Annotated in this window: 20 protein-coding genes; 7 read left to right on the plus strand and 13 right to left on the minus strand. The window is 68.6% G+C overall.

What is annotated here, in order from left to right; translation table 11 throughout:
* Positions 1–137: 137 nt before the first annotated feature.
* From infB to rimP, 3 genes are all read right to left on the minus strand, one after another.
* Positions 138–3,239 carry a translation initiation factor IF-2 gene (gene infB / locus NGK70_RS16855; protein ID WP_251969657.1) on the minus strand — a complete coding sequence of 1,034 codons (3,102 nt, stop codon included), beginning with the start codon at positions 3,237–3,239 and terminating at the stop codon, positions 138–140.
* A 73-nt stretch (positions 3,240–3,312) separates the two neighbouring features.
* Positions 3,313–4,791: a transcription termination factor NusA gene (gene nusA, locus NGK70_RS16860; protein WP_251969658.1), complete on the minus strand. Its 1,479-nt coding sequence runs from the start codon at positions 4,789–4,791 to the stop codon at positions 3,313–3,315.
* Positions 4,788–5,405, minus strand: a complete 618-nt coding sequence (gene rimP / locus NGK70_RS16865; RefSeq protein WP_251973809.1) for a ribosome maturation factor RimP — start codon at positions 5,403–5,405, stop codon at positions 4,788–4,790. The genes nusA and rimP overlap by 4 nt, the downstream gene beginning before the upstream one ends.
* Positions 5,406–5,891: 486 nt before the next feature.
* Here rimP and NGK70_RS16870 point away from each other — a divergent pair, with 486 nt between their 5' ends.
* The 3 genes from NGK70_RS16870 to NGK70_RS16880 all read left to right on the plus strand — a co-directional run bounded on the left by NGK70_RS16870 (position 5,892) and on the right by NGK70_RS16880 (position 8,962).
* Positions 5,892–6,623, plus strand: a complete 732-nt coding sequence (locus NGK70_RS16870; RefSeq protein WP_251969659.1) for a FadR/GntR family transcriptional regulator — start codon at positions 5,892–5,894, stop codon at positions 6,621–6,623.
* Positions 6,624–6,834: 211 nt separating this feature from the next.
* Positions 6,835–7,827, plus strand: a complete 993-nt coding sequence (locus NGK70_RS16875) for a Bug family tripartite tricarboxylate transporter substrate binding protein (RefSeq protein ID WP_251969660.1) — start codon at positions 6,835–6,837, stop codon at positions 7,825–7,827.
* 4 nt (positions 7,828–7,831) lie between these two features.
* On the plus strand, positions 7,832–8,962 hold the full coding sequence (locus NGK70_RS16880) for a phosphotransferase (protein WP_251969661.1): 1,131 nt from the start codon (positions 7,832–7,834) through the stop codon (positions 8,960–8,962).
* A gap of 84 nt (positions 8,963–9,046) precedes the next feature.
* Here NGK70_RS16880 and NGK70_RS16885 read toward each other — a convergent pair whose 3' ends face one another.
* The 7 genes from NGK70_RS16885 to NGK70_RS16915 are packed head-to-tail and all read right to left on the minus strand — an operon-like array spanning position 9,047 to position 16,018.
* Positions 9,047–10,222 (minus strand): PP2C family protein-serine/threonine phosphatase, encoded by a 1,176-nt coding sequence (locus NGK70_RS16885; RefSeq protein ID WP_251969662.1) that lies wholly within the window; start codon positions 10,220–10,222, stop codon positions 9,047–9,049.
* Entirely contained in the window at positions 10,219–11,088 is an 870-nt protein-coding gene (locus NGK70_RS16890; RefSeq protein ID WP_251969663.1) for a patatin-like phospholipase family protein, read from the minus strand. Before NGK70_RS16890 ends, NGK70_RS16885 begins: the two co-directional genes overlap by 4 nt.
* Before the next feature lie 9 nt (positions 11,089–11,097).
* Positions 11,098–12,018 carry a patatin-like phospholipase family protein gene (locus NGK70_RS16895; protein ID WP_251969664.1) on the minus strand — a complete coding sequence of 307 codons (921 nt, stop codon included), beginning with the start codon at positions 12,016–12,018 and terminating at the stop codon, positions 11,098–11,100.
* 1 nt (position 12,019) lies between these two features.
* Positions 12,020–12,364, minus strand: a complete 345-nt coding sequence (locus tag NGK70_RS16900) for an STAS domain-containing protein (RefSeq protein ID WP_251969665.1) — start codon at positions 12,362–12,364, stop codon at positions 12,020–12,022.
* A 43-nt stretch (positions 12,365–12,407) separates the two neighbouring features.
* Entirely contained in the window at positions 12,408–13,283 is an 876-nt protein-coding gene (locus NGK70_RS16905; protein WP_251969666.1) for a response regulator, read from the minus strand.
* Positions 13,261–14,781, minus strand: coding sequence for a sensor histidine kinase (locus NGK70_RS16910; RefSeq protein WP_251969667.1), 1,521 nt, complete (start codon positions 14,779–14,781; stop codon positions 13,261–13,263). The genes NGK70_RS16905 and NGK70_RS16910 overlap by 23 nt, the downstream gene beginning before the upstream one ends.
* A 10-nt stretch (positions 14,782–14,791) precedes the next feature.
* Positions 14,792–16,018 (minus strand): ABC transporter substrate-binding protein, encoded by a 1,227-nt coding sequence (locus tag NGK70_RS16915; RefSeq protein ID WP_251969668.1) that lies wholly within the window; start codon positions 16,016–16,018, stop codon positions 14,792–14,794.
* A gap of 186 nt (positions 16,019–16,204) precedes the next feature.
* Between NGK70_RS16915 and NGK70_RS16920 the strand changes: the two genes are divergently transcribed.
* On the plus strand, positions 16,205–17,599 hold the full coding sequence (locus tag NGK70_RS16920; RefSeq protein ID WP_251969669.1) for an ATP-binding protein: 1,395 nt from the start codon (positions 16,205–16,207) through the stop codon (positions 17,597–17,599).
* A 25-nt stretch (positions 17,600–17,624) separates the two neighbouring features.
* Here NGK70_RS16920 and NGK70_RS16925 read toward each other — a convergent pair whose 3' ends face one another.
* Both NGK70_RS16925 and NGK70_RS16930 read right to left on the minus strand, forming a co-directional pair.
* Positions 17,625–18,320, minus strand: coding sequence for a response regulator transcription factor (locus NGK70_RS16925; RefSeq protein WP_251969670.1), 696 nt, complete (start codon positions 18,318–18,320; stop codon positions 17,625–17,627).
* A 31-nt stretch (positions 18,321–18,351) separates the two neighbouring features.
* Entirely contained in the window at positions 18,352–20,016 is a 1,665-nt protein-coding gene (locus NGK70_RS16930; protein WP_251969671.1) for a sensor histidine kinase, read from the minus strand.
* Positions 20,017–20,201: 185 nt separating this feature from the next.
* Between NGK70_RS16930 and NGK70_RS16935 the strand changes: the two genes are divergently transcribed.
* Positions 20,202–21,155: a tripartite tricarboxylate transporter substrate binding protein gene (locus NGK70_RS16935; RefSeq protein WP_251969672.1), complete on the plus strand. Its 954-nt coding sequence runs from the start codon at positions 20,202–20,204 to the stop codon at positions 21,153–21,155.
* A 24-nt stretch (positions 21,156–21,179) separates the two neighbouring features.
* On the opposite strand, the gene clpB is transcribed toward NGK70_RS16935, so the two are convergent.
* Positions 21,180–23,771: an ATP-dependent chaperone ClpB gene (clpB, locus tag NGK70_RS16940; RefSeq protein WP_251969673.1), complete on the minus strand. Its 2,592-nt coding sequence runs from the start codon at positions 23,769–23,771 to the stop codon at positions 21,180–21,182.
* 153 nt (positions 23,772–23,924) lie between these two features.
* On the opposite strand from clpB, the gene nikR reads away from it, so the two are divergent.
* Together nikR and NGK70_RS16950 are read left to right on the plus strand one after the other, a co-directional pair.
* Positions 23,925–24,437: a nickel-responsive transcriptional regulator NikR gene (nikR, locus tag NGK70_RS16945; RefSeq protein ID WP_251969674.1), complete on the plus strand. Its 513-nt coding sequence runs from the start codon at positions 23,925–23,927 to the stop codon at positions 24,435–24,437.
* A gap of 131 nt (positions 24,438–24,568) precedes the next feature.
* A complete protein-coding gene (locus NGK70_RS16950) occupies positions 24,569–25,414 on the plus strand; it encodes a HoxN/HupN/NixA family nickel/cobalt transporter (RefSeq protein WP_251969675.1) in 846 nt (281 codons plus the stop codon).
* Positions 25,415–25,440 lie beyond the last annotated feature (26 nt).

The following is a 25,440-nucleotide window of genomic DNA, read 5'->3' on the forward strand; positions in this document are numbered from 1 at the left end:
TTCCTTCAAACGAGGAGCCCCGCCAAGGCGGGGCTCCCGAAGCGCGTTTCCTGCCAGCCACGTGCGCGGATCCGGCTTGGCCGGTCCGCTGCACGGCGCCCCCTTCGGGGGGCAGCGACCAGCGGGAGCGTGGGGGCTCAGAGTGTCCGCGCCACTTCCTTGATCTCGAAGAACTCCAGCTGATCGCCCTCGGCGATGTCGGTGTAGTTCTTGAGCTTGATACCGCACTCGAAGCCTTCCTTGACTTCCTTGACATCGTCCTTGAGGCGTCGCACCGACTCCACCTCGCCGGTGTAGATGACGATGTTCTCGCGCAGCAGGCGGAAGCGGCAGTTGCGGCGCACCAGGCCCGAGGTGACCATCGAGCCGGCGATCGTGCCGATCTTGGTCGCCACGAACACCGTGCGGATCTCGGCCGTACCGATGGCCTCCTCGCGCTGCTCCGGTGCCAGCATCCCCGACATCGCCGCCTTGATCTCGTCGACCGCGTCGTAAATGATGTTGTAGTAGCGGATGTCGACGCCGTTGCCTTCGGCCAGCTTGCGAGCGCCCGCATCGGCACGCGTGTTGAAGCCGATGACGATGGCCTTGGAGGCCAGCGCGAGGTTGATGTCCGACTCGCTGATGCCACCCACCGCCGCGTGCACGATCTGCACCTTGACCTCGTCGGTCGACAGCTTGAGCAGCGAGGAAGCCAGTGCCTCCTGCGAGCCCTGCACGTCGGCCTTGATGATCAGCGGCAGGGACTGGACGTTGCCCTGGCCCATCGACTCGAACACGCTCTCCAGGTTCGCGGCCTGGCGCTTGTTCAGCGTCACTTCGCGGTACTTGCCCTGGCGGAACGTGGCGATTTCGCGAGCCCGGCGCTCGTCGGCCAGCACCATGAACTCATCGCCGGCCTGCGGCACCTCGGTGAGACCCTGGATCTCCACGGGGATCGACGGACCTGCCTCCTGGCAGGGCTTGCCGTCCTCGTCGAGCATGGCGCGGACACGGCCGAAGCTCTGGCCGGCCAGCACCGCGTCGCCGCGCTTGAGCGTGCCGGACTGCACCAGCACGGTGGCCACCGGGCCGCGGCCCTTGTCCAGGCGGGCTTCGATCACCAGGCCCTTGGCCAGCGCGTCGATCGGCGCCTTCAGTTCCAGCACCTCGGCGTGCAGCAGCACCTGCTCCAGCAGGGTGTCCATGCCAGCGCCGGTCTTGGCCGACACCGGGCAGAACGGCGAATCGCCGCCGAACTCTTCGGGCACCACGCCTTCGGCCACCAGCTCGGAGCGCACGCGCTCGAGGTTGGAATCGGGCTTGTCGATCTTGTTGATCGCCACCACCAGCGGCACCTTGGCGGCCTTCGCATGGGCGATGGCTTCCTTGGTCTGCGGCATCACGCCGTCGTCGGCCGCCACCACCAGGATGACGATGTCGGTGGCCTTGGCACCGCGAGCCCGCATGGCCGTGAAGGCCTCGTGACCCGGGGTGTCGAGGAAGGTGATCACGCCACGCGGTGTCTCGACGTGGTAAGCGCCAATGTGCTGCGTGATGCCGCCGGCTTCGCCCGCGGCCACGCGGGCACGGCGGATGTAGTCCAGCAGCGAGGTTTTGCCGTGGTCGACGTGACCCATCACGGTCACCACCGGCGGACGCTGGATGGACTCGCCCGACTCCTGGGCCGCATGCTCTTCCAGCAGGAAGGCATCCGGATCATCCAGCTTGGCGGGGAACGCCTTGTGGCCCATTTCCTCGACGAGGATCATGGCCGTTTCCTGGTCCAGCTGCTGGTTGATCGTGACCATCTGGCCCAGCTTCATCAGCTGCTTGATCACCTCGGAGGCCTTGACCGACATCTTGTGGGCCAGGTCGGCGACGGAAATGGTCTCCGGCACATGCACCTCGTGGATCTGCTGCTCAGCCGGCGCGGCAAAGGACGAACCCGAGTCACCCCGGTGATCGCCACGACGCCCGCCCCGGCCACCGGCCGGCGCACGCCAGCCGCCGCGTGAGGTGTCGGGGGCCCGACCCTTGTTGGCGGTGGCGCCCTTCTTCTTGGCATCGTCGGCCCAGCTGGAAGACAGCTTCTCCGACTTGACCGACTTCTTGTCGCCCGGCTTGGCGGCACCTGCCGGCGCGGGTGCACCCGGTGCACCCTTGGGCTTGTGGATGGTGCCCTTGATGCCGTCCTTGCCCGCAGCACCCGGTGCGGCTGCGGCCGGCTTGGGTTCCTCGGGCTTCTTGGCGGTCAGCACCTTCTTCGGTGCGGCCATCATGGCGCGGATCGCAGCGGCCTCGGCCTCGGCGGCCTTGCGGCGGCGCTCCAGGTCTGCCTGCTTCTGGGCCTCGCCAGCGGCGATGTCCGCCGCCTTGACCACGCGCAGCCCGGTGGGCGCCGTGGGGCCGCCTGGCGCAGCCGGGGCCGGCTTCACAGGAGCGGCGACAGGCGCCGGCACGGCACCACGCGGTGGCACCGGAATGGGTGTCGGAGCAGGAGCTGGTGCCGGTGCCGGCGCGGCAGCCACCGGCGCCTGGACCGTCGACCTGGACTTGCCTGCGGCGCTCTTGCGAGCGACTTCCAACGCCGCCGCCTCAGCCACGGCAGCGGCGCGGCGATCCGTGGTGTCTGCCACCTTGTCGGCGTTCTCAGCCTTCTCGGCAGCGGCACGCTCGGCAGCAGCACGCTCGGCGGCCACACGCTCGGACGCGGCACGCTCTGCAGCTTCCCGTTCGGCAGCGACCCGTTCAGCAGCTTCCCGCTCGGCTCGTTCGGCCTGTTCACGGGCCTCGCGTTCGGCGCGTGCCCGCTCCTCGGCAGCGCGGCGTTCGGCAGCGGCCAGTTCTTCCTCGCGCAGCCGATCGGCTTCCAGACGGGCAGCCTCCTCGCGCCGGGCGAGTTCGGCCTGCTCGGCGTCCTCTTCCGTCACGCTGACGCCAGCACCGCCAGGCACGTCGTCGCGCTTGACGAACACCCGCTTCTTGCGAACCTCCACCTGGATCGTGCGGGCCTTGCCGGAGGCGTCGGCCTGCTTGATCTCACTGGTGGACTTCTTGGTCAGCGTGATTTTCTTGCGGTCGGCACTGTGGGTGCCGTGCGAGGTACGAAGGAAGGACAACAGCCGTTCCTTGTCCGAGTCGGTGAGCGCGTCGCTGACCGACGTCTTGCTCACCCCCGCGTGTTGAAGTTGCTCGAGCACCGTCGTTGCCGGGCGGTTGAGCTCGGCAGCGAACTGGGCAACGGTGGTCACAGCCATGTCTTGTATTCCTTGCGACGTGCGTGCGAGGTGTCGCTCTGGGTCGGGGCGGTCGTTTCGATCAGCGACGGTTTCAAGCGGTGAACCAATGCTCACGCGCCTTCATGATCAGGGCCTTGGCAGCGGCTTCGTCGACTCCGGTCATCTCGGTCAACTCGTCCACCGCCAGATCAGCCAGATCGTCGCGGGTATGGATGCCGCCATCGGCCAGCTTGCCGATCAGTTCGGGCGTCAAGCCCTCCAGATCGCGCAGGTCCTGCGACACCTCGTCGACGCGCTCTTCCTTGGCGATTTCCATCGTCAACAGCACGTCCTTGGCGCGATTGCGCAACTCCTGGACCGTATCCTCGTCAAAGGATTCGATTTCCAGCATTTCCTGCAGCGGCACGTAGGCCACCTCTTCCAGGCTGGCGAATCCTTCGGCGATCAGGATGTCGGCCACCTCCTCGTCGACGTCGAGCTTCTCGACGAAGAGCTTGCGGATGCCATCGCTTTCCTGCGCCTGCTTGGCGGCCGATTCCTCGGCCGTCATGATGTTGATCTTCCAGCCCGTGAGCTCGGAAGCCAGACGCACGTTCTGCCCGCCACGGCCGATGGCGATGGCGAGGTTTTCCTCGTCCACCACCACGTCCATCGCGTGTTTTTCCTCGTCCACCACGATGGACTGCACGTTCGCCGGCGCCAGCGCGCCGATCACGAACTGCGCCGGGTCGTCCGACCACAGCACGATGTCCACGCGCTCGCCAGCGAGCTCGTTGGTCACGGCATTGACGCGCGACCCCCGCACGCCGACGCAGGTGCCGATCGGATCGACGCGCTTGTCGTGCGACACCACGGCGATCTTGGCGCGCGAGCCGGCATCGCGGGCACAGCTCTTGATCTCCAGCAGGCTCTGCTCGATCTCCGGCACCTCCTGCCGGAACAGTTCGATCATGAAGACAGGCGCCGAACGGGACAGGACGATCTGCGGGCCGCGCAGGGTCGGATCGACCTCCATGATCATCGCCCGCACGCGGTCGCCGCTGCGCAGGTTCTCCTTCGGGATCAGTTCGGTGCGCTTCAGGCGCCCCTCGACCCGCCCGGCCTCGATGATCAGGTCACCCTTGTCCAGGCGCTTGACGGTGCCGGAGAAAATCTTGTCGCCGCGCGACAGGAAGTCATTGAGCAGCGTCTCGCGCTCAGCATCCCGGATCTTCTGCAGGATCACCTGCTTGGCCGCCTGGGCACCGATTCGCCCGATCGGCACCGACTCGACCGGCTCTTCGAGGTAGTCGCCTACCTCGATGTCATCGATCTGCTCCTTGGCCTCGAAATGCAGGATCTCGGCCTCGGGCAACTGCAGACCTGCCTCATCGGGCACGACGTGCCAGCGGCGGAAGGTCTCGTAGACCCCGGTCTCGCGGTCGATGGCGACGCGGATGTCCACCTCACCCTCGTAGAGCTTCTTGGTCGCGGAGGCCAGCGCCGACTCGACGGCACCGAACACCACCTCGCGGTCGACGTTCTTCTCGCGCGAGATCGCATCCACCAGCATCAACAGTTCGCGATTCATTCTTCGTGACCTCCGGAATCCTTTGCCTCGCCCGCAGGCAATTGCACCGCTTCGTCAGCAGCCTCGGCCGCACCGCGGCGCCCGCGCCCCTTCTTGAAGTCCACCACCGGCACCAGCCGCGCTTCCCGGACCTCGTCGAGCACGAACCCCAACACCTTGTCTTCCTGCCCATCGCGGAAAACCAACTCGAACGCATCGGGCTGCGCCACAGCCTGCGACTGCGCCTCGGCAGGCTCCGCCGTCGCCTGGACAACGACCTGCAGCACACCACGGTATTTCTTGCGCCCCTGGAACGGACGCTTGAGCGTCACATCCACCTCGGCACCGGCGAAGCGCTCGAAATCCGCCGCCTTGCGCAGCGGACGATCCAACCCCGGTGAGGAGACTTCGAGGCGCGCGTAGTCGCAGCCCTCGACCTCCAGCACGTACTGCAACTGGCGCGTCACCAGCTCGCAGTCGTCGACCGTGATGAATTCACCCTCGCCCGAGGGATAGCTGCGCCCCGGCACCCGGTCGATGAACACCGACAACAAGCCCCCCGCACTGCGCCCGCAGTCGACGAGCTCATAGCCCATCCCGGACACGGTACGTTCTACAGCCTGCTGCCAATTCACCGACACCATCGACGCACAATCCCTTCGACCAGTACAAAAGGCAGCCTGAGCGACGCAGCCGGGACACGATGCCGTATCCAGCCACGCCCGCAGGCTGCCGCAGCTCCCCGAACCCCACCCGACCACCTGACGTGGCCGACGAACCGGGATCCAAGCAAAAAAAATGGGCAGGTAGATACCGCCCATCCAGCGACTTAGCGAAACCGCTATTATGCCGCATTTCGCCATTTGAGGGCAAGGTAGCAGCATCGGCGCCACAACGCCGCCTGGGATCTTGCGCTGAAGCAGCTGGGGCCGGGCGACGAGAGAACCGCAGGCGACGCCTCTGCACCGCTGTCCGCCCCCCACGACCGCGCCTGCAGCACCTGCTGCCGAGTGACGCAGGCGCGTGGCTCCGGCCGGCACCGTTCATTGTCAGGAGCGGTGCAAAGGCGCCGCTACACTCGGCCACCCCTTTCACCCTCCCCAGCGATCACCCACCCTGCCATGGCCCTCGACATCGAGAAGCTGCAACTCGCCCCCGCCTACCGTGTGGTGTCGGACGATCTGCGGCGCCGCATCGTCGCCGGTAGCCTGGAGCAGGGTGACATCCTGCCCACCGAGACCGAGCTGGCCAGCCGCTTTGGCGTGCACCGCTCGACCATCCGCGAAGGGCTGCGTCAGCTCGAACAGGAAGGCCTGCTGCGTCGCGACGGCAAGAAGCTGCTGGTATCGATGCCCCGCCAGAGCGATCTGGCGAGCACGGCCGAGCGGGCGCTGCGGTTGCGCCAGGTGAACTTCCGCGACGTCTGGGAGGTGGCCTCCGCGCTCGAACCGCTGTGCGCCTCGCTGGCCGCCCGCCAGATCACTGCCGACGAACTCGCGCTGCTGGAGCGCAGCCTGGCCCGCACCGAGGCCGTCGTGGCCGCGGGCGAGTCCCCCGTGGCCGCCGACATCGAATTTCTGGACCTGGTGGCCTCCGCCACCCACAACCAGGCGCTGCGGCTGGCACGCGGGCCGGTGAGCCTGCTGATGCATGCCGGCTATGCCGCCATCGCACCCGCCCTGCCCCAGTCCGGCCCGCGCCTGCTGGCCGTGCACCGGCAGATGCTCGATGCGCTGCGTCAGCGCGATGCCGCACTGGCCGAGGCCATCGCCCGGCGGCACATGCAGGACTACCGGCGCGGCTGCGAAGTGGCCGGGCTCGACATGAGCCTGCCCATCCCGCCCTGCACCTGAGGCGCCCCTCGGTCGCAACGCGACCGCGCCACCCCACGGGCACCCGGCCACGGCGCCTCGCCTCGCCGCCCCCTGCGCGACGACCCCTCCACGCCTTACACAACCGGGGTAAACACCGCCCTGCAGGACCTTGTGTGCGCTCAATTTTCGGTCGGACAATACGACAATCAGTTCATCACGTGACCATTGCGCACCGCACCGAGGAGACCCCATGACCCCAGCCCACCGCATCCCCGCCCGTCGCCGCCTGCACCGCGCGGTGCTTGCTGGTGCCCTGCTCGCCACCACCGCCCTGGGCGCCTGGGGCCAGCCGGGCCAGCCGGCTCGACTGCTGGTCGGCTTCCCGGCCGGGGGCTCGTTCGACGCCATCGCCCGGCTGCTGGCAGAGAAGCTCAAGGACGAACTCAAGCGCCCGGTGGTGGTCGACAACAAGCCCGGCGCGGGTGGCCGCCTGGCCGTGGACGTGCTGAAGGCCTCGGCCAACGACGGCAGCGTCGTCATGCTCGGCCCGGACGCGCTGACCGCGCTCTACCCCTTCACCTTCCGCAAGCTGAACTACGACCCGGCCAAGGACCTGACCCCCATCGGCACGGTGAGCGAGTTCCCCTTCGCGATGGCCGCCGGTTCCGACCCCGCCGTGAAGACCCTGGCCGAGTACGTGGCCTGGGCCAAGCAGAACCCGCAGAAGGCCAATTACGGCATCCCGGCGCGCGGGGCGCCGCACCACTTCTTCGGCATGCTGCTGGGCAACACCATCGGCGTGAAGATGGAGGACGTGCCCTTCCAGGGCAGTGCGCCGATGATCGTCGGGCTGATCGGCGGCCAGATCAGCGCCGGCATCGACGTGATGACCAGCCTGACCGAGCAGCACCGCGGCGGCAAGCTGCGCGTGCTGGTCGTGTCCTCGCCCCAGCGGGTGCCGCAGCTGCCCGAAGTGCCCACCTTCGCCGAACTGGGCTACCCCGCCATCACCGGCATGGGCTTCAACGCGCTGTACGCACCGGCCGGCACGTCCGCCGCGGTGACCAGCACCTGGAACCAGGCCCTGGCCAAGGTGATCAAGCTGGCCGAGGTGCGTGAGCGCCTGGCCACCATGGGCTTCCTGCCGGTGGGTGGAACTGTCGAGGAGCTGGTCTCGCGCCAGAACACGGCCGCCAAGCGCTGGGAGCCGGTCATCAAGGCGTCTGGCTTCACCGCCGACTGAGCCGATGACCATCGACACCGCCGCCATACCCGAGCCGGTGCGGCCCGCCGGACTGGCCCTGGACCTCGACGCACTGCGCCCGTGGCTGGCCCGGCACCTGCCGGGCTTCGACGACGCGGGCGGTACGCTGAGCAGCAGCCGCGTCATCGGCGGTCAGTCCAACCCGACCTGGATCCTGCGCACTGGCGACGGTGGGCCGGGCCGCGCCTGGGTGCTGCGCGCCAAGCCCGGCCCGGCCGCGGGGCTGCTGCCCTCGGCGCACGCGATCGAGCGCGAGTTCACCGTGATGCGCGCGCTGGCCGACACCGACGTGCCCGTGCCGCGGGTGCACGCGCTGTGCGAGGACGAATCGCTGCTCGGCGCCGCCTTCTACGTGATGGACTTCGTCGAGGGCCGCATCTTCCGCGAAGCCGCCCTGCCCGGCGTGTCGACCGGCGAGCGCGCCGCGATCCACGACGAGGCCAACCGCGTCATCGCCGCGCTGCACCGGGCCGACTGGCGCGCCCTCGGGCTGGGTGACTTCGGCCGCGCCGATGCCTACTTCGAGCGCATGATCGGCCGCTGGAGCCGGCAGTACCGCACCAGCACCGCCAGCATGACGCGGCCGATCGACGCGATGGAGCGGCTGATCGACTGGCTGCCGCAGCACATTCCCGCCGCGGCACGCGAGGCCGACGCCACGCTGGTGCACGGCGACTTCCGCATCGAGAACCTGATCTTCCACCCCAGCGAGCCGCGCGTGCTGGCGGTGCTGGACTGGGAGCTCTCGACGCTGGGGAACCCGCTCAGCGACTTCGCCTACCACTGCATGGCCTGGCACCACCGGCCAGGTGTGCTACAGGGGTTCGGCGGGCTCGACCTGGCGGCGCTGGGCATCCCCAGCGAGCGCGCGTACATCGAGCGCTACTGCGAGCGCAGCGGCCGCAGCAGCGCGCAGGCCCAGGCCGAGGTGCTGCGCGACTGGAACTTCTACCTCGCCTGCAACCTGTTCCGTCTCTCGGCCATCCTGCAGGGCATCGCCCGGCGCGCCGAAGACGGCACCGCGGCCAACCCGAGCGCCGTGGCGATTGGCGCGATGGCCACGCCGGTGGCCGAGCTGGGCTGGTCGCTGGCCCAGGTCGCCGCACCGGGCTGAGCATGGCGAGCCGCCGGCCGAGCGTCCATGCGCCCGGCCAACCTCGAAGCCGCGCGCCGAACACCCGGCCGATGCCGCCCCCGTTCAGCCCGAGGCCGTCGGAAAGAGGCACAGCAGGGTCACATCGTCGTGTGGATCGCGGTTCCCCACGTGCAGGGCCAGCGCATCCTGGAGGCTCGCCAGCAGGGCCTGCGGGCTGTCCGCAGGGTGCGTAATCGCCGCGCTGACACGTTCTCCACCGAAGTCCTGGTTCTGCGGGCTCAGCGCTTCGGGCAAGCCGTCGCTGAACACCAGCAGCCGGTCACCGGCTGACAGCCGGGTGCGGCAGGCACGATGCGCATGGCCCGCCATCATGCCCAACGCCAGGCCCTGAGGCGGCAGGCGTTCTGCCTCCACGGCACCCCGGCGCAGCAGCAAGGGTGCGTCGTGGCCGGCGTTGATGTAGTCCATCTGCCCCGTGGCCGGGTCCACGATGGCCGTGAATACCGTGGCAAACATGTTGTCGCGGGCATGGACCGTGGCGACGTAGTCGTTGGTGAAGGCCACCGCGCGCTCCAGCCGCTGCGCCGCGGCCTGCCCGGGCTGCGCCTGCTGCAGGCTGATGCGCAGCAGGCTTCGGAACAGGGCCATGTACAGCGCAGCCCCCACGCCCTTGTCGCAGACATCGGCCACCGTGAAGGCCAGGAGGCCGTCCTCCAGGACCCAGGCGTCGAAAAAGTCGCCACCCACCTGCTTGGCCGGCACGCAAACCGCAGCCATCGGCCAGCCCGGCAGTTGCGGCAGCGAGTCCGGCAGGAAACCCAGCTGGATGCGCTGCGCGATCGCCATCTCGCGCGACAAGGACTGCAGCAGCCGGGCGTTCAGGTCCGCCACGCGCTTCTTGTTGAGCGAGGACTCGATGCGTGCTCGAAGCACCACCGGGTTGAAGGGCTTGGTGATGTAGTCCTCGGCGCCCAGCTCCAGGCAGCGCACCACGCTGTCCACGCCGTCGATGGCCGTGACCATCACCACCGGGATGGGCGCCAGCAGCGGGTCGGCCTTGATCTGCGCCAGGGCCTCGTAGCCGTCCATGTCGGGCATGGTGATGTCCAGCAGCACCAGGTCGAAGCGTGCCGCGCGCAGGCGCTCCAGAGCCTCGCGCCCGCTCGCCGCAAAGGCGATCGAGTGCCCCAGGCGTTGCACCCGGCGGGCCAGGAGGTCGCGGTTGACCTCCAGGTCGTCGACGATCAGCACGTGCGCCGCCGCAGTACTCAAGTTCATGCCGTCGCCTCGGCCGGTTGGACAAGCTGGGCCTGCAGCAACCTTCGCAGGTAGGGCAGCTCGCGTTCGGTGGCCAGCTCGCCCTGGCGCACCAGGTGGGGAATGAGGTGCAGGTCGCGCAGGCCCACCGGCTGGCCGAAGTCGGGAATGACGGGGATGACCTCGGCGTGGTGCGCCATGCTGTGGAAGGCGAACTGCGCGCGCATCAGGTGGTTGCTGGACACGGCCAGCACCTGCCGGATCAGCGCCACGCTGGAGTCCAGCTCGCTCTGGAGGGGATCCTCGAAGCCCATGGCCAGGATGATGTCCGCGCCCTCGCGCATGGCCACGTCCACCGGCAAGGGGTTGCAGATGCCGCCATCCACCAGCAGGCGGCCGTCCACCTCCCACGGTGGCAGCAGGAGCGGGATGGCCAGCGTGGCGCGCATCGCATCGAACACCGGGCCGCTCGACAGCACCACCTGCTCGCCGCTGTGCACGTCGGCGGCCACGAAGTGCAGCGGTACCTGGAGGTCTTCAAACCGGACACCGCGCAGCTCGGCCGCCATGTAGCGGTTGAACCGCTGGTCCTTCATGAGGCCGCCGCGGGGGCTGTAGCCCAGCCAGCGCGGCAGCAGCGCGCGCAACACCCTGCGCACGCCGAGCGAGCCGAAGCTATGCGCCATGCCCTCGGTGTAGCGGGCGATGCCCTCGGGAATGTCCGTGCCCCCCGCGGCGATCCAGTAGCCCACCGCGGCGCCGCCGCTGCAGGCCACGACCATGTCGACGTCGATGCCTTCGCGTCGCAGCACGGCGAGCGCGCCGAAGGCCGACACGCAGCGCAGGCCGCCCGCGCCAAGCACCATCGCGATCTTGGGGCGCTCCATCGCTGTGCCTCACGCCGCCGCGGCGATGGCCCTGTCCTGGTCCAGCAGCCGGCGCAGGTAGCCGATCTGCTCGCGGGCTGCCTGGGTGCCGGCCTCGATGATGTAGGGCACCTTGTCGGTGTCAAACAGGCGGATGCGCTTCTTGAACTCCGGAATGATGGTGATGACCTCGGCATGGTGCGCCACGCTGTTGAAGGCGTAGCGAGCGCGCAGCAGGTTGTTGGACATGATCGAACTCAGCTGCATGGCGAAGCGCCCGGCGCTGCCAATCTCTTCCATCATCGGGCTCTCGAAGCCCACCGCCACGATCACGCGCGCCCCGTGCTTGATGGCCACGCTCAGGGGCAGGGGGTCGGACACATAGCCGTCCACCAGCAACTGGCCGTCGAGCTCCACCGGCGCGAAGGCAAAGGGAATCGCCAGGCTGGCGCGGATGGCCGGGGCCACCGGGCCGCGCGACAGATCCACCAGCTCGCCGTCCATGAAGTTGGTGGCGGTGATGTGCAGCGGCACGGGCATGTCCTCGATGCGCGCGTCACCAAAGGCTTCCTGGAGCCGGCGGTTGATGTGGCGGTCGTCGCGCAGGCCGAAGCGGCTGGCCTTGAAGCCCATCAGCTTGGGCGCCAGGGCGCTGAGCAGGGCATGGTTGTTGCGCCGGGCGGTGATGTCCTTGGTCCACAGCCGCAAGGTCATGTCGCGTGCCGTGTCCGCGTCGTGGCCCATGGCGATCAGGGTGGCGAACAGCGCGCCGCCGCTGCAGCCCACCACCCGCTCGATGCGGATGCCCGCTTCGCGCAGCACGCTGGCCACGCCGATGGCGGCGGCGCACTTGACGCTGCCCGAGCCGATGACGAGGGAGACGCTGGGCGGCGCCGTGGGCAGCGTGTTGGCCATTGCGGTTGTCGCTGCCATGGTCAGGGTCGCAGCCATCTCAGGCTCCCGCCCCGTAGCTGCCCACCGCCTCGGGCACGTCGTCGAAGATCTTGATGATGCTGGCAAAACCGGACAGCGACAGCACCCGCAGCACCGAGGGCTGCACCGCCGCCATGCGCAGGTCGCCGCCCAGGCGACGGCTTTCCTTCAGTGCTCCGAGCAGGGAACGCAGGCCGGCACTGCTGGTGTAGTCCACCGCACTGAAGTCGCAGACCAGCCGCAAGCGGCCGGTGCCCACCTGTTCGGCCAGGGCGGCGGTGAGCGCGTCGGCAGTCAGGCTGTCCACGCTGCCGGCGATGGCGAGCACGGTGACGTGCTCGTGGTGAGTGGTCGCAAGTTCCATGGCATGGCTCCTTCGGGGGTGGATGGGGTGAGGCGGGGTGGGGTCAGGCCAACCGCTTGACCAGGGTCAGCCGGTTGCCGTCAGCCTCGGTGTAGAGGTAGGACTGGCGGTCGGTCAGCGTCTGCACGAGGTGGATGCCCAGCCCGCCGAGGGGCCGTTCTTCCCAGGTTTGAGACAGGTCCGGCGCTGGCTTGGCCAGGGGATCGAAGGGCCGCCCCTGGTCGCTGAAGGTGACTTCCAGGGCCTGCGGCGTCCGGCTCCTGTCGGGGCCCCCGTCGCAGCCCGTGTCCAGCCGCATGTCCAGCCGCAACATCCCCGGCTGCCCGGGCGGATAGGCGTGCTTGAACACATTGGCGCAAACCTCATCGAGCACCACCTGCAGGTCCTCCTGCACGCCCGCGGCGACGCCGGCCTGCATGCAGAAATGCTCCAGCTCCGTCTTGAATCCCGGCAGGCTGGCGTGCACGGCGGGCAAAGTCAGGGTGGCCGCCTGTGGCGCGGGTGGCGCCGGTACGGCAGCCGTGCTTGGGGCGTTCGCAGCTGCAGGACCCGCCGCAGCCCCGAGCAGGCTGCCCATCTTGTCCAGCAGCCGGGCCAGGTCCACCGGCTTGGTGTCGAACTCGTCGCAGCCTGCCGCCAGCGCCTTGGCGCGGTCGTCGGACATCGCGTGCGCGGTCAGCGCGATCACGGGAATCGCGCGGGTGGCCGCGTCGGCCTTGATGCGGCGGGTGGCCTCCCAGCCGTCGATGCCGGGCAGGCTCATGTCCATCAGGATCAGGTCCGGCTTCTCGGCGCCGGCCATCGCCACGCCTTCCAGGCCGTCCACGGCGATCACCACCTCGAAGCCCTTGCGCACCAGGCGGCGCGAAAGCATCTCGCGGTTCATCTCGTTGTCTTCAACCAGCAGGATCCTGGGCATGCCCGCCTCCTGAAATGCCCATCGGCGCGTGGCCGTGGGTGGCCACCCGGGCCGTGAAGCAACTGCCCTGGCCGGGCACGCTGCGCACCGTGACGTCACCGCCCAGGAGCTGACACAGGCGGCGGCTGATCACCAGGCCCAGGCCGGTGCCGCCGTACTCGCGCGTGGTGCTGGTATCGGCCTGCACAAAGGCCTGAAAGAGCTTGCCCTGCTGCTCGGGCGTCATGCCGATTCCGGTGTCCTGCACGTCGAACACCAGCTGCTCGGGCTGGCCCGGTGCCTGTTCGCGCCGCGCCGTCAGCGTGATCACGCCCTGCCGGGTGAACTTGGCGGCGTTGGACAGCAGGTTCAGCAGCACCTGGCGCAGGCGCGTGGGGTCCGAGTCGATTTGGCCGATGTCGGCGGGCACATCCACCACCAGGCGGTTGCCGTTGGGCTCGATCAGCGGGTGCACGGTGGACGCAGCGTAGTCCACCAGCTGCCGCACGCTGACGCTGCCGATCTCCAGCTCGATCTTGCCAGCCTCGATCTTGGACAGGTCCAGCACGCTGTTGATCAGCTCCAGCAGGTGCTTGCCGGCGGACTTGATCTTGTCCAGGTCGCTCATCGTGGTGGGCGTGACGCCCTCGTCGGCCAGCTCCTCCTTGAGCATCTCGCTGTAGCCGATGACGGCGTTCAGCGGCGTGCGCAACTCGTGGCTCATCATCGCCAGGAAGGCCGACTTGGCGGCGTTGGCCGCGATGGCGTCGTCACGCGCGGTCTGCAGCAGGCGCGTGTTCTCGATGTGGCGTGCGCGCAGATCGTTGAAGGCCTTGACCAGCTGGCCCAGTTGGTCACCGGCGTTGAGTTCGATGGGCAGAAAGTCTTCGTCAGACTGCCTGGCACTGGCCGAGACCCTGCCGATCGGCTTGAGGATGGCGCGGCTCAGCGCGTAGCTCACGATGGCGATGACGATGCTGGTCAGGAGGGTGGAGAGCAGCAGCGTCAGATAGAACCGGTTGCGGCTGACGCGGTTCTGTTCGGCCAGGCTGTAGACGATGGTCAGGTGGCCCACGGTTTCGGCCTGGGCCTCGGCTTGGGCCTGGCCTTCAGCGCGCTGGACCTGGATGGGGAACTCCAGCGTGCGCTGCTCTGTGGGGTCTGTGGCGGCCAGCGTGGCATCCTCGAAGCGCCACTGGAACGGGCTGCCCGCCACCACCCTGCCCTGTGCCAGCTCTTCGCTGGTCACCCGCACCATGTTGGGCATCAGCAGCATCGACTGCACGATGGCCCGCGCCTGCAGCGTGTTGAAGTTCCAGTACTCGGTCGACAGGGCCCTGGCGCTCCTTCGCCCGACTTCTTCAAACTGATCCACCGCCACCTGCGCCAGTCGCTGCGCCGCCAGGTGTTGAAGGTAGACGTTGCCGCCGACCGTCATCAGCATGGCCGCAGGGATCACGATCAACAGGAACTTGACGTGGACCGAGGCGCTGTACCAGAAGCGGGAAAGAGCGGACATGGTGGCGCGTCTACTTGACGAACGTGGCCTGCCAGGCGCCGTTGCGGTAGCGGTTGACGCTGGCCCGGCCCGTGATGTCACCCGCCGCGTCAAAGTCCAGCGGGCCCGAGGCGCCTTCGTAGTTGATGCGCGCACCCTGCTTGATCAGCGCACGGGCCTTGGCAAATTCACCGGGGTAGATCAGGGTGCCCTTGGGGCCGGCGATGCTGCGCAGGGCCGCTGGGATCCGGCTCCTGTCGGCGCTGCCTGCGGCCTCGATGGCCAGCGCCATCATGAAAGCCGCGTCATAGGCATGGGCCACATAGGGCCCGTCGGCCTTGAGCCGGGCGGCCGTGGCCATGGCCAGCCAGCGCTTGTAGCCCTCGCGCTCGGTATCGGCGGCCGCCAGCACAAAGGTCAGGCGCGCCAGTTGATCGGCCGCAAACGCGGTGGCCAGGTCCTTGGACATCAGGCCATCGGTGCCCACCACACGCCGCACGCCGGGCTGCGCCAGCAGGTCCTTGAGGTACTGCACGCCCCCTGAACCGGAATAGGCAAACAGCGCGACATCGCCGGCACCGGCCGCCGCCGCACGTGCCTCGCGCTGGTAGTCGGCCTGTTTGGGCTCGTGCTTCTGGTTGACCGTGACGCGCCCGCCCAGCGCCTTGAAGGCGTCGGCAAACACCTGGGCCACGCCGGTGTTGTAGGCATCGCTCGCATGGCTGATGGCCAGGCTGCGCATGCCCATGTCGAAGGCCACCCTGGCCAGGGCGCTGCCCTTCAGCGCGTCCGAGGGTGCCGTGCGGAAGACCAGGTCCTGATCGTTCAGGCCGGTGATGAGCGACGAAGCCGAAGCCACCGACAACAGCGCCACCCCCGCTGGAATGGTCACCGAGCGAGCGACCCGCAGGGTCACGCCGGAGCACACCGGACCGACCAGGGCGACCGCGCCGGCCTGGATCAGCTGGCGGACCACCTCCACGCCCTTGTCAGGGTCGCAACCCGTGTCGGCGAAGTTCAGGCGGTAGGCGTCGCCCAGCAGGCCCCCCTGCTGATTGACCTGCTGCACGGCCAACTCGGCGCCCTGGCGCATGGCCTGGGCCTGCTCGCCCACCGGACCGCTGAGCGCAAAGGGGGCGCCGACGGTGATGTCGGCCACGGCGCCATTGCAGGCCATGGCCAGGGCGAACGCCAACGCCCGCGCCACACCGGCCGGCCGTCGCAGCGCGGGTTCATGCAGCAGGTTGTGGAGCTTCATCACCTCGATTCACCTTCGGGCAAGCCATCTTGCGAAGCAGTGTGCTGGCCCTGCGCTCCAGCGGCATCGGAGCTTGCTCATGGCCGCGGGGGTTGTTTTCTCCACTGTCCTCCGGGAGTTTTCACCCCCCTGCACCGGGACTTTTCTACGGTGTGCCACGGGCCGCGGGTCTGCACACTCAGGTTGATGGAACAGAGGGAACTCAGCCGCCGCGACCCATCGGCGCCGCATCCCATCGTCCGCGTCGACTACATGGTGCGGCTGGTGGGCATGGCACCGCTGATGCCCGTCTTCTACCTGGTGTTCCACGCCGCTGGCCGCGACAGCGCAGTCGTGGTCACCTTTCTGCTGCTGTGGGGCCTGGTGTGGCCTCAGGTGGCGCGCTGGGTGGCCGGCCGCAGCCGAGACTCCAAGCAGGCCGAGTTGCGCAACCTGCTGCTCGACACGGTCTTCGTGGGCGCCTGGGTTGCCAGCATGCACTTCAACCTGTGGCCCAGCGTGATGGTGATGACGGCCATCAACCTGGCGGTGATCGCCGTGGGTGGCCTGCGCCTGCTGCTGCGCGGCTATGTCGGCTTTGCTGTGGGCCTGGCCGCTGGCGTGTGGGCCAGCGGGTTCGCCGTCCAGCTCGACACGCCGCTGTGGCCCATGGTGGCCAGCGTGGTCGGCATCTTCCTGACCACCTCCGTCTGGGCCTTTCAGTCACACGGTCAGAGCCGGCGCTTCGTGCACAACCGCCAGCTGCTCAAGGAACGGAACCGGCAGATCGAAGAAAAAGGCGCCCAGCTGGAGATGGCCAAGGAACAGGCCGATGCCGCCAACCGCGCCAAGAGCCTGTTCCTGGCCAACATGAGCCACGAGTTGCGCACGCCGCTGAATGCCATCATCGGCTACAGCGAACTGCTGCTCGAAGACGCCCAGGATACCGGCGACAGTGCCACCAGCGCCGACCTGAACAAGATCATCGGCGCCGGCAAACACCTGCTGGGACTGATCAACGACGTGCTCGACCTGTCCAAGATCGAAGCCGGCAAGATGGCGCTGCACTGGGAAGACGTCCCCCTGGGTCCCTTGCTGGACCAGGTGATGAGCAGCATGCAGACGCTGGCCGAGCAGAAAGGCAATCGGCTGCTGCTGCAGGCGCAAGCGCCGGGCACCCTGCGCACCGATTCCACCCGGCTGCGCCAGATGCTGTTCAACCTGCTGGGCAACGCGGCCAAGTTCACCGAGAAGGGCGAGATCCGCCTGCGTGTGCGCCGCGAGATGCAGGCCGCGAAGGAATGGGTGGTGTTCGAGGTGGCAGACACCGGCATCGGCATGTCGCCCGAACAACAGGCCGGGCTGTTCCAGCCCTTTGCCCAGGCCGACGCCTCCACCACGCGCAGGTTTGGCGGCACCGGGCTGGGCCTGGCCCTGACCCGCCACATCGCCCGCATGCTGGGCGGCGACATCGGGCTGCGCAGTGCCCTGGGACAGGGCACCACCTTCACCCTTCGCCTGCCGGCCGACGGTGGCGAGAGCACCGTCGAAGGCAACATCGAGGCATCCTCGGCGATGGCCGCAGCGGTCAGTCCACCTTGACGCCCCCCCGGCGCCGACGCACAGCTCACTCGGCCGTCAGGCCGTGCTCCGCCGCAAACACGTGCAGCTCCAGCCGCCCGCGCACGCCGAGCTTGCCGTACACCGTGGTGAGGTGGTTGCGCAGCGTGGTCTCACTCATGCCGAGCCGGCCGGCCACACTGAGGAGCTTGTCGCTGGGGCTCTGGCTGAGCACGCGCACGATGCCGCGCTCGCGTGCGGTCAGGCTGGCGATGCGTGCCTGCAAGGCATCCTGCGGTGGCGCGGCGCGCGCCGGCGCGTGGGTCAGGCGGCCCAGCACCTGGCCCATGAGCTGCGGGCTGACCCAGGCAGCGCCGCTGCTCACGCCCTCGATCGCCGTGAGGATCTGCTGTGGTGCCTCGGACTTGTGCAACACGCCTCGTGCGCCCAGCTCGATCGCACGGCACAGGCGCTGGGGGTCCTCCGACGCGGTCAGCACCAGCACCTGGGCCGGGCTGAGGCGCTGCACGTCGGGCAGCAGGTCCAGGCAGTCGGCGCCGGCCAGGTCCAGGTCCATCAGCAGCACATCGGCTTGTGCGAGGGCCGTGTGCGTGAGCAGGCTGTCACGCGACGGGGCGGTTCCCACGACCGTCATCCGGCCCGGCCGGCTTTCGATCAGGCGTTGCAGACCCCACAGGGTGATGGCGTGGTCTTCCGCCAGAAAGACCCGTATCGGCTGCAGGGGCGCGGCGGTGTCGGGCATGGGGGCGGGTGTGTCTGGCGTGCTCACGGCGTCAAACCGGAATGGTGATGTGGATCTCGGTGTCCAGCCCCTGGTGGCGGCGCAGCTCCAGGGTACCCCCCAACTCGCGGGCCCGCTCGGTCAACGAGCGGGGCTCGAAGACGGGCGCCGGAAACCCGCTGCGCCGGCCCGCATCGTCACGCACGACCAGGTGCAACGCAGCGGGCTGCAGGGCCAGCTTCACCCAGACGTTCTTGGCCCGCGTGTGGCGCCGCACGTTGTTCAAGGCTTCGTTGACCATGTGCAGCACCGCCCCCGACAGGGCCCGGCTGGCCACCAGTTCATCGGGCAGCTCCAGGCTCGTCTGGATGCCAAACAAGGTGGTGAACCGCTGGGCCTGCCGGCGCAATGCCGGCAGCAGGGCGTTGTCGCCCCGGACTTCCCCGTTGCGCAGCACCGCCACGGTGTCGCGCAACTCGTTGAGTTCGGCCTCGCAGAACTGGCGCAGATCCTGCACCTGGGCGTGCAGCGGGTTGTCCGGCGCGCAGCGCTGCGCCACGACGTCGATGGCGAACTTCAAGCCCAGGTAGGGTTGCACGGCGCTGTCGTGCAGGTCGCGGCCGATGCGGGCCCGCTCGTGCGCAGCGATCTCGGCCTGCAGCGTGTCCACGTAAGAGGCCTGCTGCACCAGACGCCGCATGTCCGACGTAAATGCAGCCAAGGGTCGCAGGGGCCAGGGCCGGACAGGTCGTGCGCCGTCGCGGCCCTCCGGGCCGTAGGCCACCAGCAGCCAACCCGAGCGCGCTTCCCCGGGCGCGTCAGGCGTCAGCTGCAGGGTTTGTGCGCCCAGCAAGGCGGCGATCTCGCGCACCCGGGGCTCCATCGCCTGCCGGGTGGACACCGGGGCGTCGCAGGTCAAACCGCTGCCAGGCGCGCCGCGGGCGTCCAGCGACATCCCTTCGACCGGCAGGTCCGCCAGCAACGGCAACAGGCGCGCTGCCAGTGTCGGCGACGCCTCGTAGGCGCTGTCATCCTGGTCGGCCACCAGCACCGTGGGCAGTTCGGCATCGCGGTGGCAAAAGATCACCCGCTGTGCGCCCGTGGCCAGCCGCAGACGGTCTGCAATGACCAGGCCCACCGACTGCAGGCCGCGTCGCGGGTCCAGCTCGCGCTCCAGCTCCGCCGCCAGCTGGACGCGCTGGCGCAGGGCCGCGACGGGGCGGGTGGCCACGATCGCAATCATCGGCAGCAGCAGCAGGCCCAAGGCCGGCAGCAGGTGCTGAGTGTCCATGCCCAGCGGGCGCAGCGATACCAACAGCCCGACCGCACCCACCGTGGCAGCCGTCATGCCCAGCCGCAGGCCGAACAGCAGGGTGATCATCGTCAACGGGTGGATGACCAGGGGAATCAGCAGTCCGCCGTGCACCGTGCTGTGCACCGCAATCAGCATCACCGGTATGGCACCCATGAAAAAGACAGGTCCGCCCAGCGCCGAGCCGCGACCGGTGGTTTCGCGCCACAGGTTGAAGGCCGTCCACAGCAAGGCCAGGCCCACCACGGCCAAGGCCCAGGCCTGGGTGCCGCCCTGCGACCACAGCGTGAGGAGCACGATCAACAGCGTCGCGACCCGCGAGGTGGTGGACAACGGACGCATCTCGTCGAGACGGCGCGCGATCAGGTTCGATTCGATCGGTGCGATTGCGACGGGGGAGGCCATGTGACGCCGATTCTAGAGGTCGGTCCTCCCACAGGAGCGCCAGGGTGGGTCGTCCCCGGAGCGGGTAATCAGGAGGGCCCCGGATCTTGCGGGGCTCGTCGAGGCCACTACCATGCCGAGGCACTTCCTGCCAGCCGAACAAGGGTCATCGCGTGCACGCCATCTTGATCGTTCTTCGCACCTTGTTGCTGTCCGGGGCCTGTTTGGCCAGCGGGCTCGTTTGCAGCCAGACTTTTCCCAGCCGGCCGGTGACGATGGTGGTGCCGTGGCCAGCCGGCGGCGCAGCCGACTTTGTGGCGCGCACACTGAGCAAGGAGATGGAACGCATCCTGGGCCAGCCGGTGATCGTGGACAACGTGCCCGGCGCCGGTGGATCGCTGGGAGCCGCCAAAGCGCTGCGTGCGCCGGCGGATGGCTACACGCTGATGCTCAGCTCGCCGCTGGACATCCTCCTGGCACCGCTGAACTTTCCCGCTGCCGGGTACAAGCCGGAAGACGCCCGCGCCGTCGCGCTGGTCGGCCGCACCGATCTGATGCTGGTGACCCGCAAGGATCTGGCTGCCGATTCCCTGGCCGATCTGGTGGCCATGATGAAGGCCAACCCCGGCAAGCCCCTGTCGACCTGCATCATGGGCAGCGCCGCGCCGCACAGTCTGCTGGGGGAGCGAATCAGCACGCTGGCCGGCGTGCAGTGGCTGGAAGTGCCCTACAGCGGGCTCGGCGACTGTGTCAGAGACATCATCGGCGGACACGTGGACACCGCCCTCGTGCCCATCTCCGGGCCCTTCCCCGGGTTTGTGGACAACGGCCATCTGAAGGCCCTGGCGGCCCTGGGTGATGCAGTGCATCCGCGCCTGCCGACCTTGCCGCTGGCCCGCGAGGTCCGCGGATTCGAGGGTCTGTCCATGTCGCTCTGGGCTGGACTGCACGTCCACGCCCGCGTACCCGAGGCCATCGTCAGGCAACTGCACCAGGCTACCTACGCTGCCCTGGCCAAACCGGAACTGGGCAAGGCCATCGCCAACACCGGCGGTACGGTGTCCGGCCCCATGAGCCTGGACCAGGTCCAGGCCGCTTACCTGAAGGAAGTGAGGCTGTACCGGACGATGGCGCGACCAGCGGCCACCGTCCGGCCTTGAGACAGCGCGGCGCTCGACAGCGCCTCAGTGCACCGTGCGGCCGAACTCGAAGCCGCCCGTGGCGCTCACGCCCACCGGGATCACATCCTTCGGCCCGAACTTGCCTTCCAGGATCAGCTTGGCCACCGGGTTCTCGATGCGCTGCTGGATCGCCCGCTTGAGCGGCCGGGCACCGAACACCGGGTCGAAGCCGACCTTGGCCAGTTCCATCAGCGCCTCGGGCGTGACTTCGAGCGCCATTTCCATCTTCGCCAGCCGCGTCTCCAGCACCTTGAGCTGGATTTTCGCGATCGACTCGATGTGCTGCCGGTCCAGCGCGTGGAACACCACCGTCTCGTCGATGCGGTTCAGGAACTCGGGGCGGAAGTGCTGCTTGACCTCGGCCCAGACCGCCTCGCGGATCAGCTCGCTGTCCTGCCCGGCCATCTGCATGATCATGTGCGAGCCCAGGTTGCTGGTCATCACGATCACAGTGTTCTTGAAGTCCACCGTGCGGCCCTGGCCGTCGGTGAGCCGCCCATCGTCGAGCACCTGCAGCAGCACGTTGAACACGTCCGGGTGGGCCTTTTCCACCTCGTCGAGCAGTAGCACCGAGTAGGGCTTGCGCCGCACCGCCTCGGTCAGCGCCCCGCCCTCGTCGTAGCCGATGTAGCCCGGGGGCGCACCGATGAGCCGGCTGACCGAGTGCTTCTCCATGTACTCGCTCATGTCGACGCGGATCATGTGCTCCTCGCTGTCGAACAGGAAGCCCGCCAGCGCCTTGCACAGCTCGGTCTTGCCCACGCCGGTGGGGCCGAGGAAGAGGAAGCTGCCCAGCGGCCGGTTGGGGTCGCTCAGGCCCGCACGGCTGCGCCGGATGGCGTCGGACACGGCGACGATGGCCTCCTCCTGCCCGACCACGCGCTCATGCAGCTTGCCTTCCATCTGCAGCAGCTTGTCGCGCTCGCCCTGCATCAGCTTGCTGACCGGGATGCCGGTGGCGCGTGAAACCACCTCGGCGATTTCTTCGGCGCCCACCATGGTGCGCAGCAGCTGCGGACCCTGGCCGCCCTTGGCCTTGCCGGCCTCCTTGGCCTGGGCCTCCTTCAGGCGCTTCTCCAGCTCGGGCAACTTGCCGTACTGCAGCTCGGCGACCTTGTTGAAGTCACCCTTGCGCTTCCATTCCTCGATCTGCAGCTTGATCTGCTCGATGTCCTTGCGCACCTGGTCGGAACCCTGCGCCGAGGCCTTCTCGGACTTCCAGATCTCTTCCAGGTCGGCGTACTCACGCTCCAGCTTGCCGATCTCTTCCTCGATCAGGCCCATGCGCTTGATGGACGCCTCGTCCTTCTCCTTGCGCACGGCCTCGCGCTCGATTTTCAGCTGGATCATGCGGCGGTCGAGCCGGTCCATCACCTCGGGCTTGCTATCGATCTCGATCTTGATCTTGGCCGCCGCCTCGTCGATCAGGTCGATCGCCTTGTCGGGCAGGAAACGGTCGGTGATGTAGCGGTGGCTGAGTTCGGCCGCGGCCACGATGGCCGGGTCGGTGATCTCCACGCCGTGGTGCACCTCGTACTTTTCCTGCAGGCCACGCAGGATGGCGATCGTCGCCTCCACGCTGGGCTCGTCGACCAACACTTTCTGGAAGCGGCGCTCCAGCGCGGCGTCCTTCTCGACGTACTTGCGGTACTCGTCCAGCGTGGTCGCGCCGATGCAGTGCAACTCGCCACGCGCCAGCGCCGGCTTGAGCATGTTGCCGGCGTCGATGGCGCCCTCGGCCTTGCCCGCGCCCACCATGGTGTGCAGCTCGTCGATGAACAGGATGATGCGCCCCTCGTCCTGGGCCACTTCCTTGAGCACGCTCTTGAGGCGCTCCTCGAACTCGCCGCGGTACTTGGCGCCGGCCAGCAGGCCCGCCATGTCCAGCACCAGCACGCGCTTGTCCTTGAGCGTCTCGGGCACCTCGCCGTTGACGATGCGCTGCGCCAGGCCTTCGACGATGGCGGTCTTGCCCACGCCGGGCTCGCCGATGAGCACCGGGTTGTTCTTGGTGCGCCGCTGCAGCACCTGGATGGCACGGCGAATCTCGTCGTCGCGGCCGATCACCGGGTCGAGCTTGCCCAAGCGGGCGCGTTCGGTGAGGTCGAGCGTGTACTTCTTGAGCGCCTCGCGCTGGCCCTCGGCTTCGGCCGAATCCACCTTGGCGCCGCCGCGCACCGCGTCGATGGCGGCTTCCAGCGCCTTGCGGGTGAGGCCGGCGCTGCGCGCGGCCTGGGCCAGATCGGTCTTGGCGTCGGCCAGCGCCAGCAGCAGCATCTCGCTGGCGATGAACTGGTCACCGCGCTTGCTGGCTTCCTTCTCGGCGCCCTGTAGCAGCGTGACCAGGTCCCGCCCGGGCTGCAACTCACCGCCCTGTACCGGGGCGATGCGCGACAGCGCGGCGTCGGCCGCGTCTTCCAACGCGCGCAGATTGACCCCGGCGCGCTGCAGCAGCGAGCGTGGGCCGTCGGCCTGCTGCAGCATCGCCTTCAGCAGGTGCGCCGGTTCGATGTAGGGGTGGTCGGACTGGTTCGCAAGGCTCTGGGCATCGGCCAGGGCCTGTTGCAGCAGGGTGGTGAGCTTGTCGGCACGCATGGGAATCCTCCGGGTTGACGGGGATTTGAGGGACGCCGCACGCATTTCAAGGCCTGCCAGATCAAGGCGGATGCAGGAGGTGGGCCCCAGTGCGCCGCTATCCTCGGCGCAGCCCGCGCCCACCGCGCCATCCACCGCAAGGAGCCGTCCCCGATGAAACGCCTGACGATGTCCCTCGACGACGACCTGGCCGACGCCTTCGAGGCCCTGGTGCGCGAGCGTGGCTACGAGAACCGCTCCGAGGCCTTCCGCGACCTGCTGCGCGAGCACCTCGGCCAGGAGCGCCGCCAGGCCCGGCCCGACGGGCCCTGCATCGCCACGCTCAGCTACCTCTACGACCACCACCAGCGCCAGCTGGCGATGCGGCTGACCGACATGCAGCACGAGCATCACGAGCTGACCATCGCGACCACCCACGCCCACCTCGATCACGACCTGTGCATCGAGGTGGCCATCCTGCGCGGGCGCACCGACGCGGTGCAGGACTTCGCGCAGTCGGTCATCGCCCAGCCTGGAGTGAGCCACGGCCAGCTGCATCTGGTGCCGGTGTCGATCCACCACCACCATGGTCACGACCACCTTGTGCCGGCCTCGGCCCCCCCGGCGCCCCCCGTGGCGGCTGACCAGCAGGCTGCCGATCCGCACACGCCGCCGGACAACTGCTGACCAGGGGTTAACGAGGATCAAACGAAAGGCCGGTGCACCCCAGCCTGGGCACCACGTCGGTTGACCGGCCGTGCCGCCGAATGGCACGATTCATGTATGAAAGGTTGGACGTCTTTCATACACCCACCGCCATGCACGACCTGCCCACCGACTGGAGCGCCCTGTGCGCCCTCGTGTTCCTGCTCGGGATGCGCCACGGCTTCGATGCCGACCACCTGGCGACGATCGACGGTTTCACCCGGTTGGGCGCACGCCAGGGCGCGGCGCACACGCGCTACTGCGGCGCCCTGTTCTCGCTCGGGCACGGCGTGGTGGTGATGGCGATCGCGCTGATCGTGGGGGTCGCGAGCGAGCACTGGACGCCGCCGGAGTGGATCGACCTGTTCGGTGCCTGGGTGTCGATTGCCTTCCTGCTCACCCTGGGCATCGTCAACCTGCGCGTGGTGCTGGCCGCCCCGGCGGGCACGGTGGTCGGTCTGGTCGGCTTGAAGGGCCGGCTTTTGGGCCGCCTGCTCGGCCGGCTCGCGCCCGGACAGGGGCCGGTGGCCGTGGCCGTGGTGGGCGCGCTGTTCGCCCTGTCGTTCGACACGGTCAGCCAGTCGGCCCTGTTTGCCGTCACCGCGGCGCAGTTCGGCGGCGTGGCGCATTCACTGATGCTGGGCGGCCTGTTCGTGCTCGGCATGCTGGCCACCGACGCACTCAATGGCTGGTGGATCGCCCGCCTGATCGCCCGGGCCGACCAGATCGCCGCGCTGGCCTCGCGTGTGATGAGCGTGGCGGTATCGGCCGTCAGCCTGCTGGTGGCCGGCCTGGGCATCGCCAAGCTGAGTTCACCCGCCATCGACGCCTGGAGCGACGGCAAGGAGCTGGCCTTCGGTGCCATCGTGGTCACCGTGATCGCGCTGAGCTACCTCATGGCCCACCTGCTGGCGCGCCGGGTATCTCAAGCGGTCGCCGTCCCGCTGGAGGCCGCCTGACGCAGGGTGGCCGGTGACCTGGAATG

This window comes from Sphaerotilus microaerophilus, assembly GCF_023734135.1.
Taxonomy (GTDB): Bacteria; Pseudomonadota; Gammaproteobacteria; order Burkholderiales; family Burkholderiaceae_C; genus Sphaerotilus; species Sphaerotilus microaerophilus.

Coding starts and splice junctions, on each gene's coding strand:
- NGK70_RS16915 (WP_251969668.1), bottom strand. CDS start 16,018: ATGAAGCTCCACAACCTGCTGCATGAACCCGCGCTGCGACGGCCGGCC.
- NGK70_RS16890 (WP_251969663.1), bottom strand. CDS start 11,088: ATGGAGCGCCCCAAGATCGCGATGGTGCTTGGCGCGGGCGGCCTGCGC.
- NGK70_RS16880 (WP_251969661.1), top strand. CDS start 7,832: ATGACCATCGACACCGCCGCCATACCCGAGCCGGTGCGGCCCGCCGGA.
- clpB (WP_251969673.1), bottom strand. CDS start 23,771: ATGCGTGCCGACAAGCTCACCACCCTGCTGCAACAGGCCCTGGCCGAT.
- NGK70_RS16895 (WP_251969664.1), bottom strand. CDS start 12,018: ATGGCTGCGACCCTGACCATGGCAGCGACAACCGCAATGGCCAACACG.
- infB (WP_251969657.1), bottom strand. CDS start 3,239: ATGGCTGTGACCACCGTTGCCCAGTTCGCTGCCGAGCTCAACCGCCCG.
- NGK70_RS16870 (WP_251969659.1), top strand. CDS start 5,892: ATGGCCCTCGACATCGAGAAGCTGCAACTCGCCCCCGCCTACCGTGTG.
- NGK70_RS16875 (WP_251969660.1), top strand. CDS start 6,835: ATGACCCCAGCCCACCGCATCCCCGCCCGTCGCCGCCTGCACCGCGCG.
- NGK70_RS16910 (WP_251969667.1), bottom strand. CDS start 14,781: ATGTCCGCTCTTTCCCGCTTCTGGTACAGCGCCTCGGTCCACGTCAAG.
- NGK70_RS16905 (WP_251969666.1), bottom strand. CDS start 13,283: ATGCCCAGGATCCTGCTGGTTGAAGACAACGAGATGAACCGCGAGATG.
- NGK70_RS16900 (WP_251969665.1), bottom strand. CDS start 12,364: ATGGAACTTGCGACCACTCACCACGAGCACGTCACCGTGCTCGCCATC.
- NGK70_RS16930 (WP_251969671.1), bottom strand. CDS start 20,016: ATGGCCTCCCCCGTCGCAATCGCACCGATCGAATCGAACCTGATCGCG.
- NGK70_RS16950 (WP_251969675.1), top strand. CDS start 24,569: ATGCACGACCTGCCCACCGACTGGAGCGCCCTGTGCGCCCTCGTGTTC.
- NGK70_RS16885 (WP_251969662.1), bottom strand. CDS start 10,222: ATGAACTTGAGTACTGCGGCGGCGCACGTGCTGATCGTCGACGACCTG.
- nikR (WP_251969674.1), top strand. CDS start 23,925: ATGAAACGCCTGACGATGTCCCTCGACGACGACCTGGCCGACGCCTTC.
- NGK70_RS16920 (WP_251969669.1), top strand. CDS start 16,205: ATGGAACAGAGGGAACTCAGCCGCCGCGACCCATCGGCGCCGCATCCC.
- nusA (WP_251969658.1), bottom strand. CDS start 4,791: ATGAATCGCGAACTGTTGATGCTGGTGGATGCGATCTCGCGCGAGAAG.
- NGK70_RS16925 (WP_251969670.1), bottom strand. CDS start 18,320: ATGCCCGACACCGCCGCGCCCCTGCAGCCGATACGGGTCTTTCTGGCG.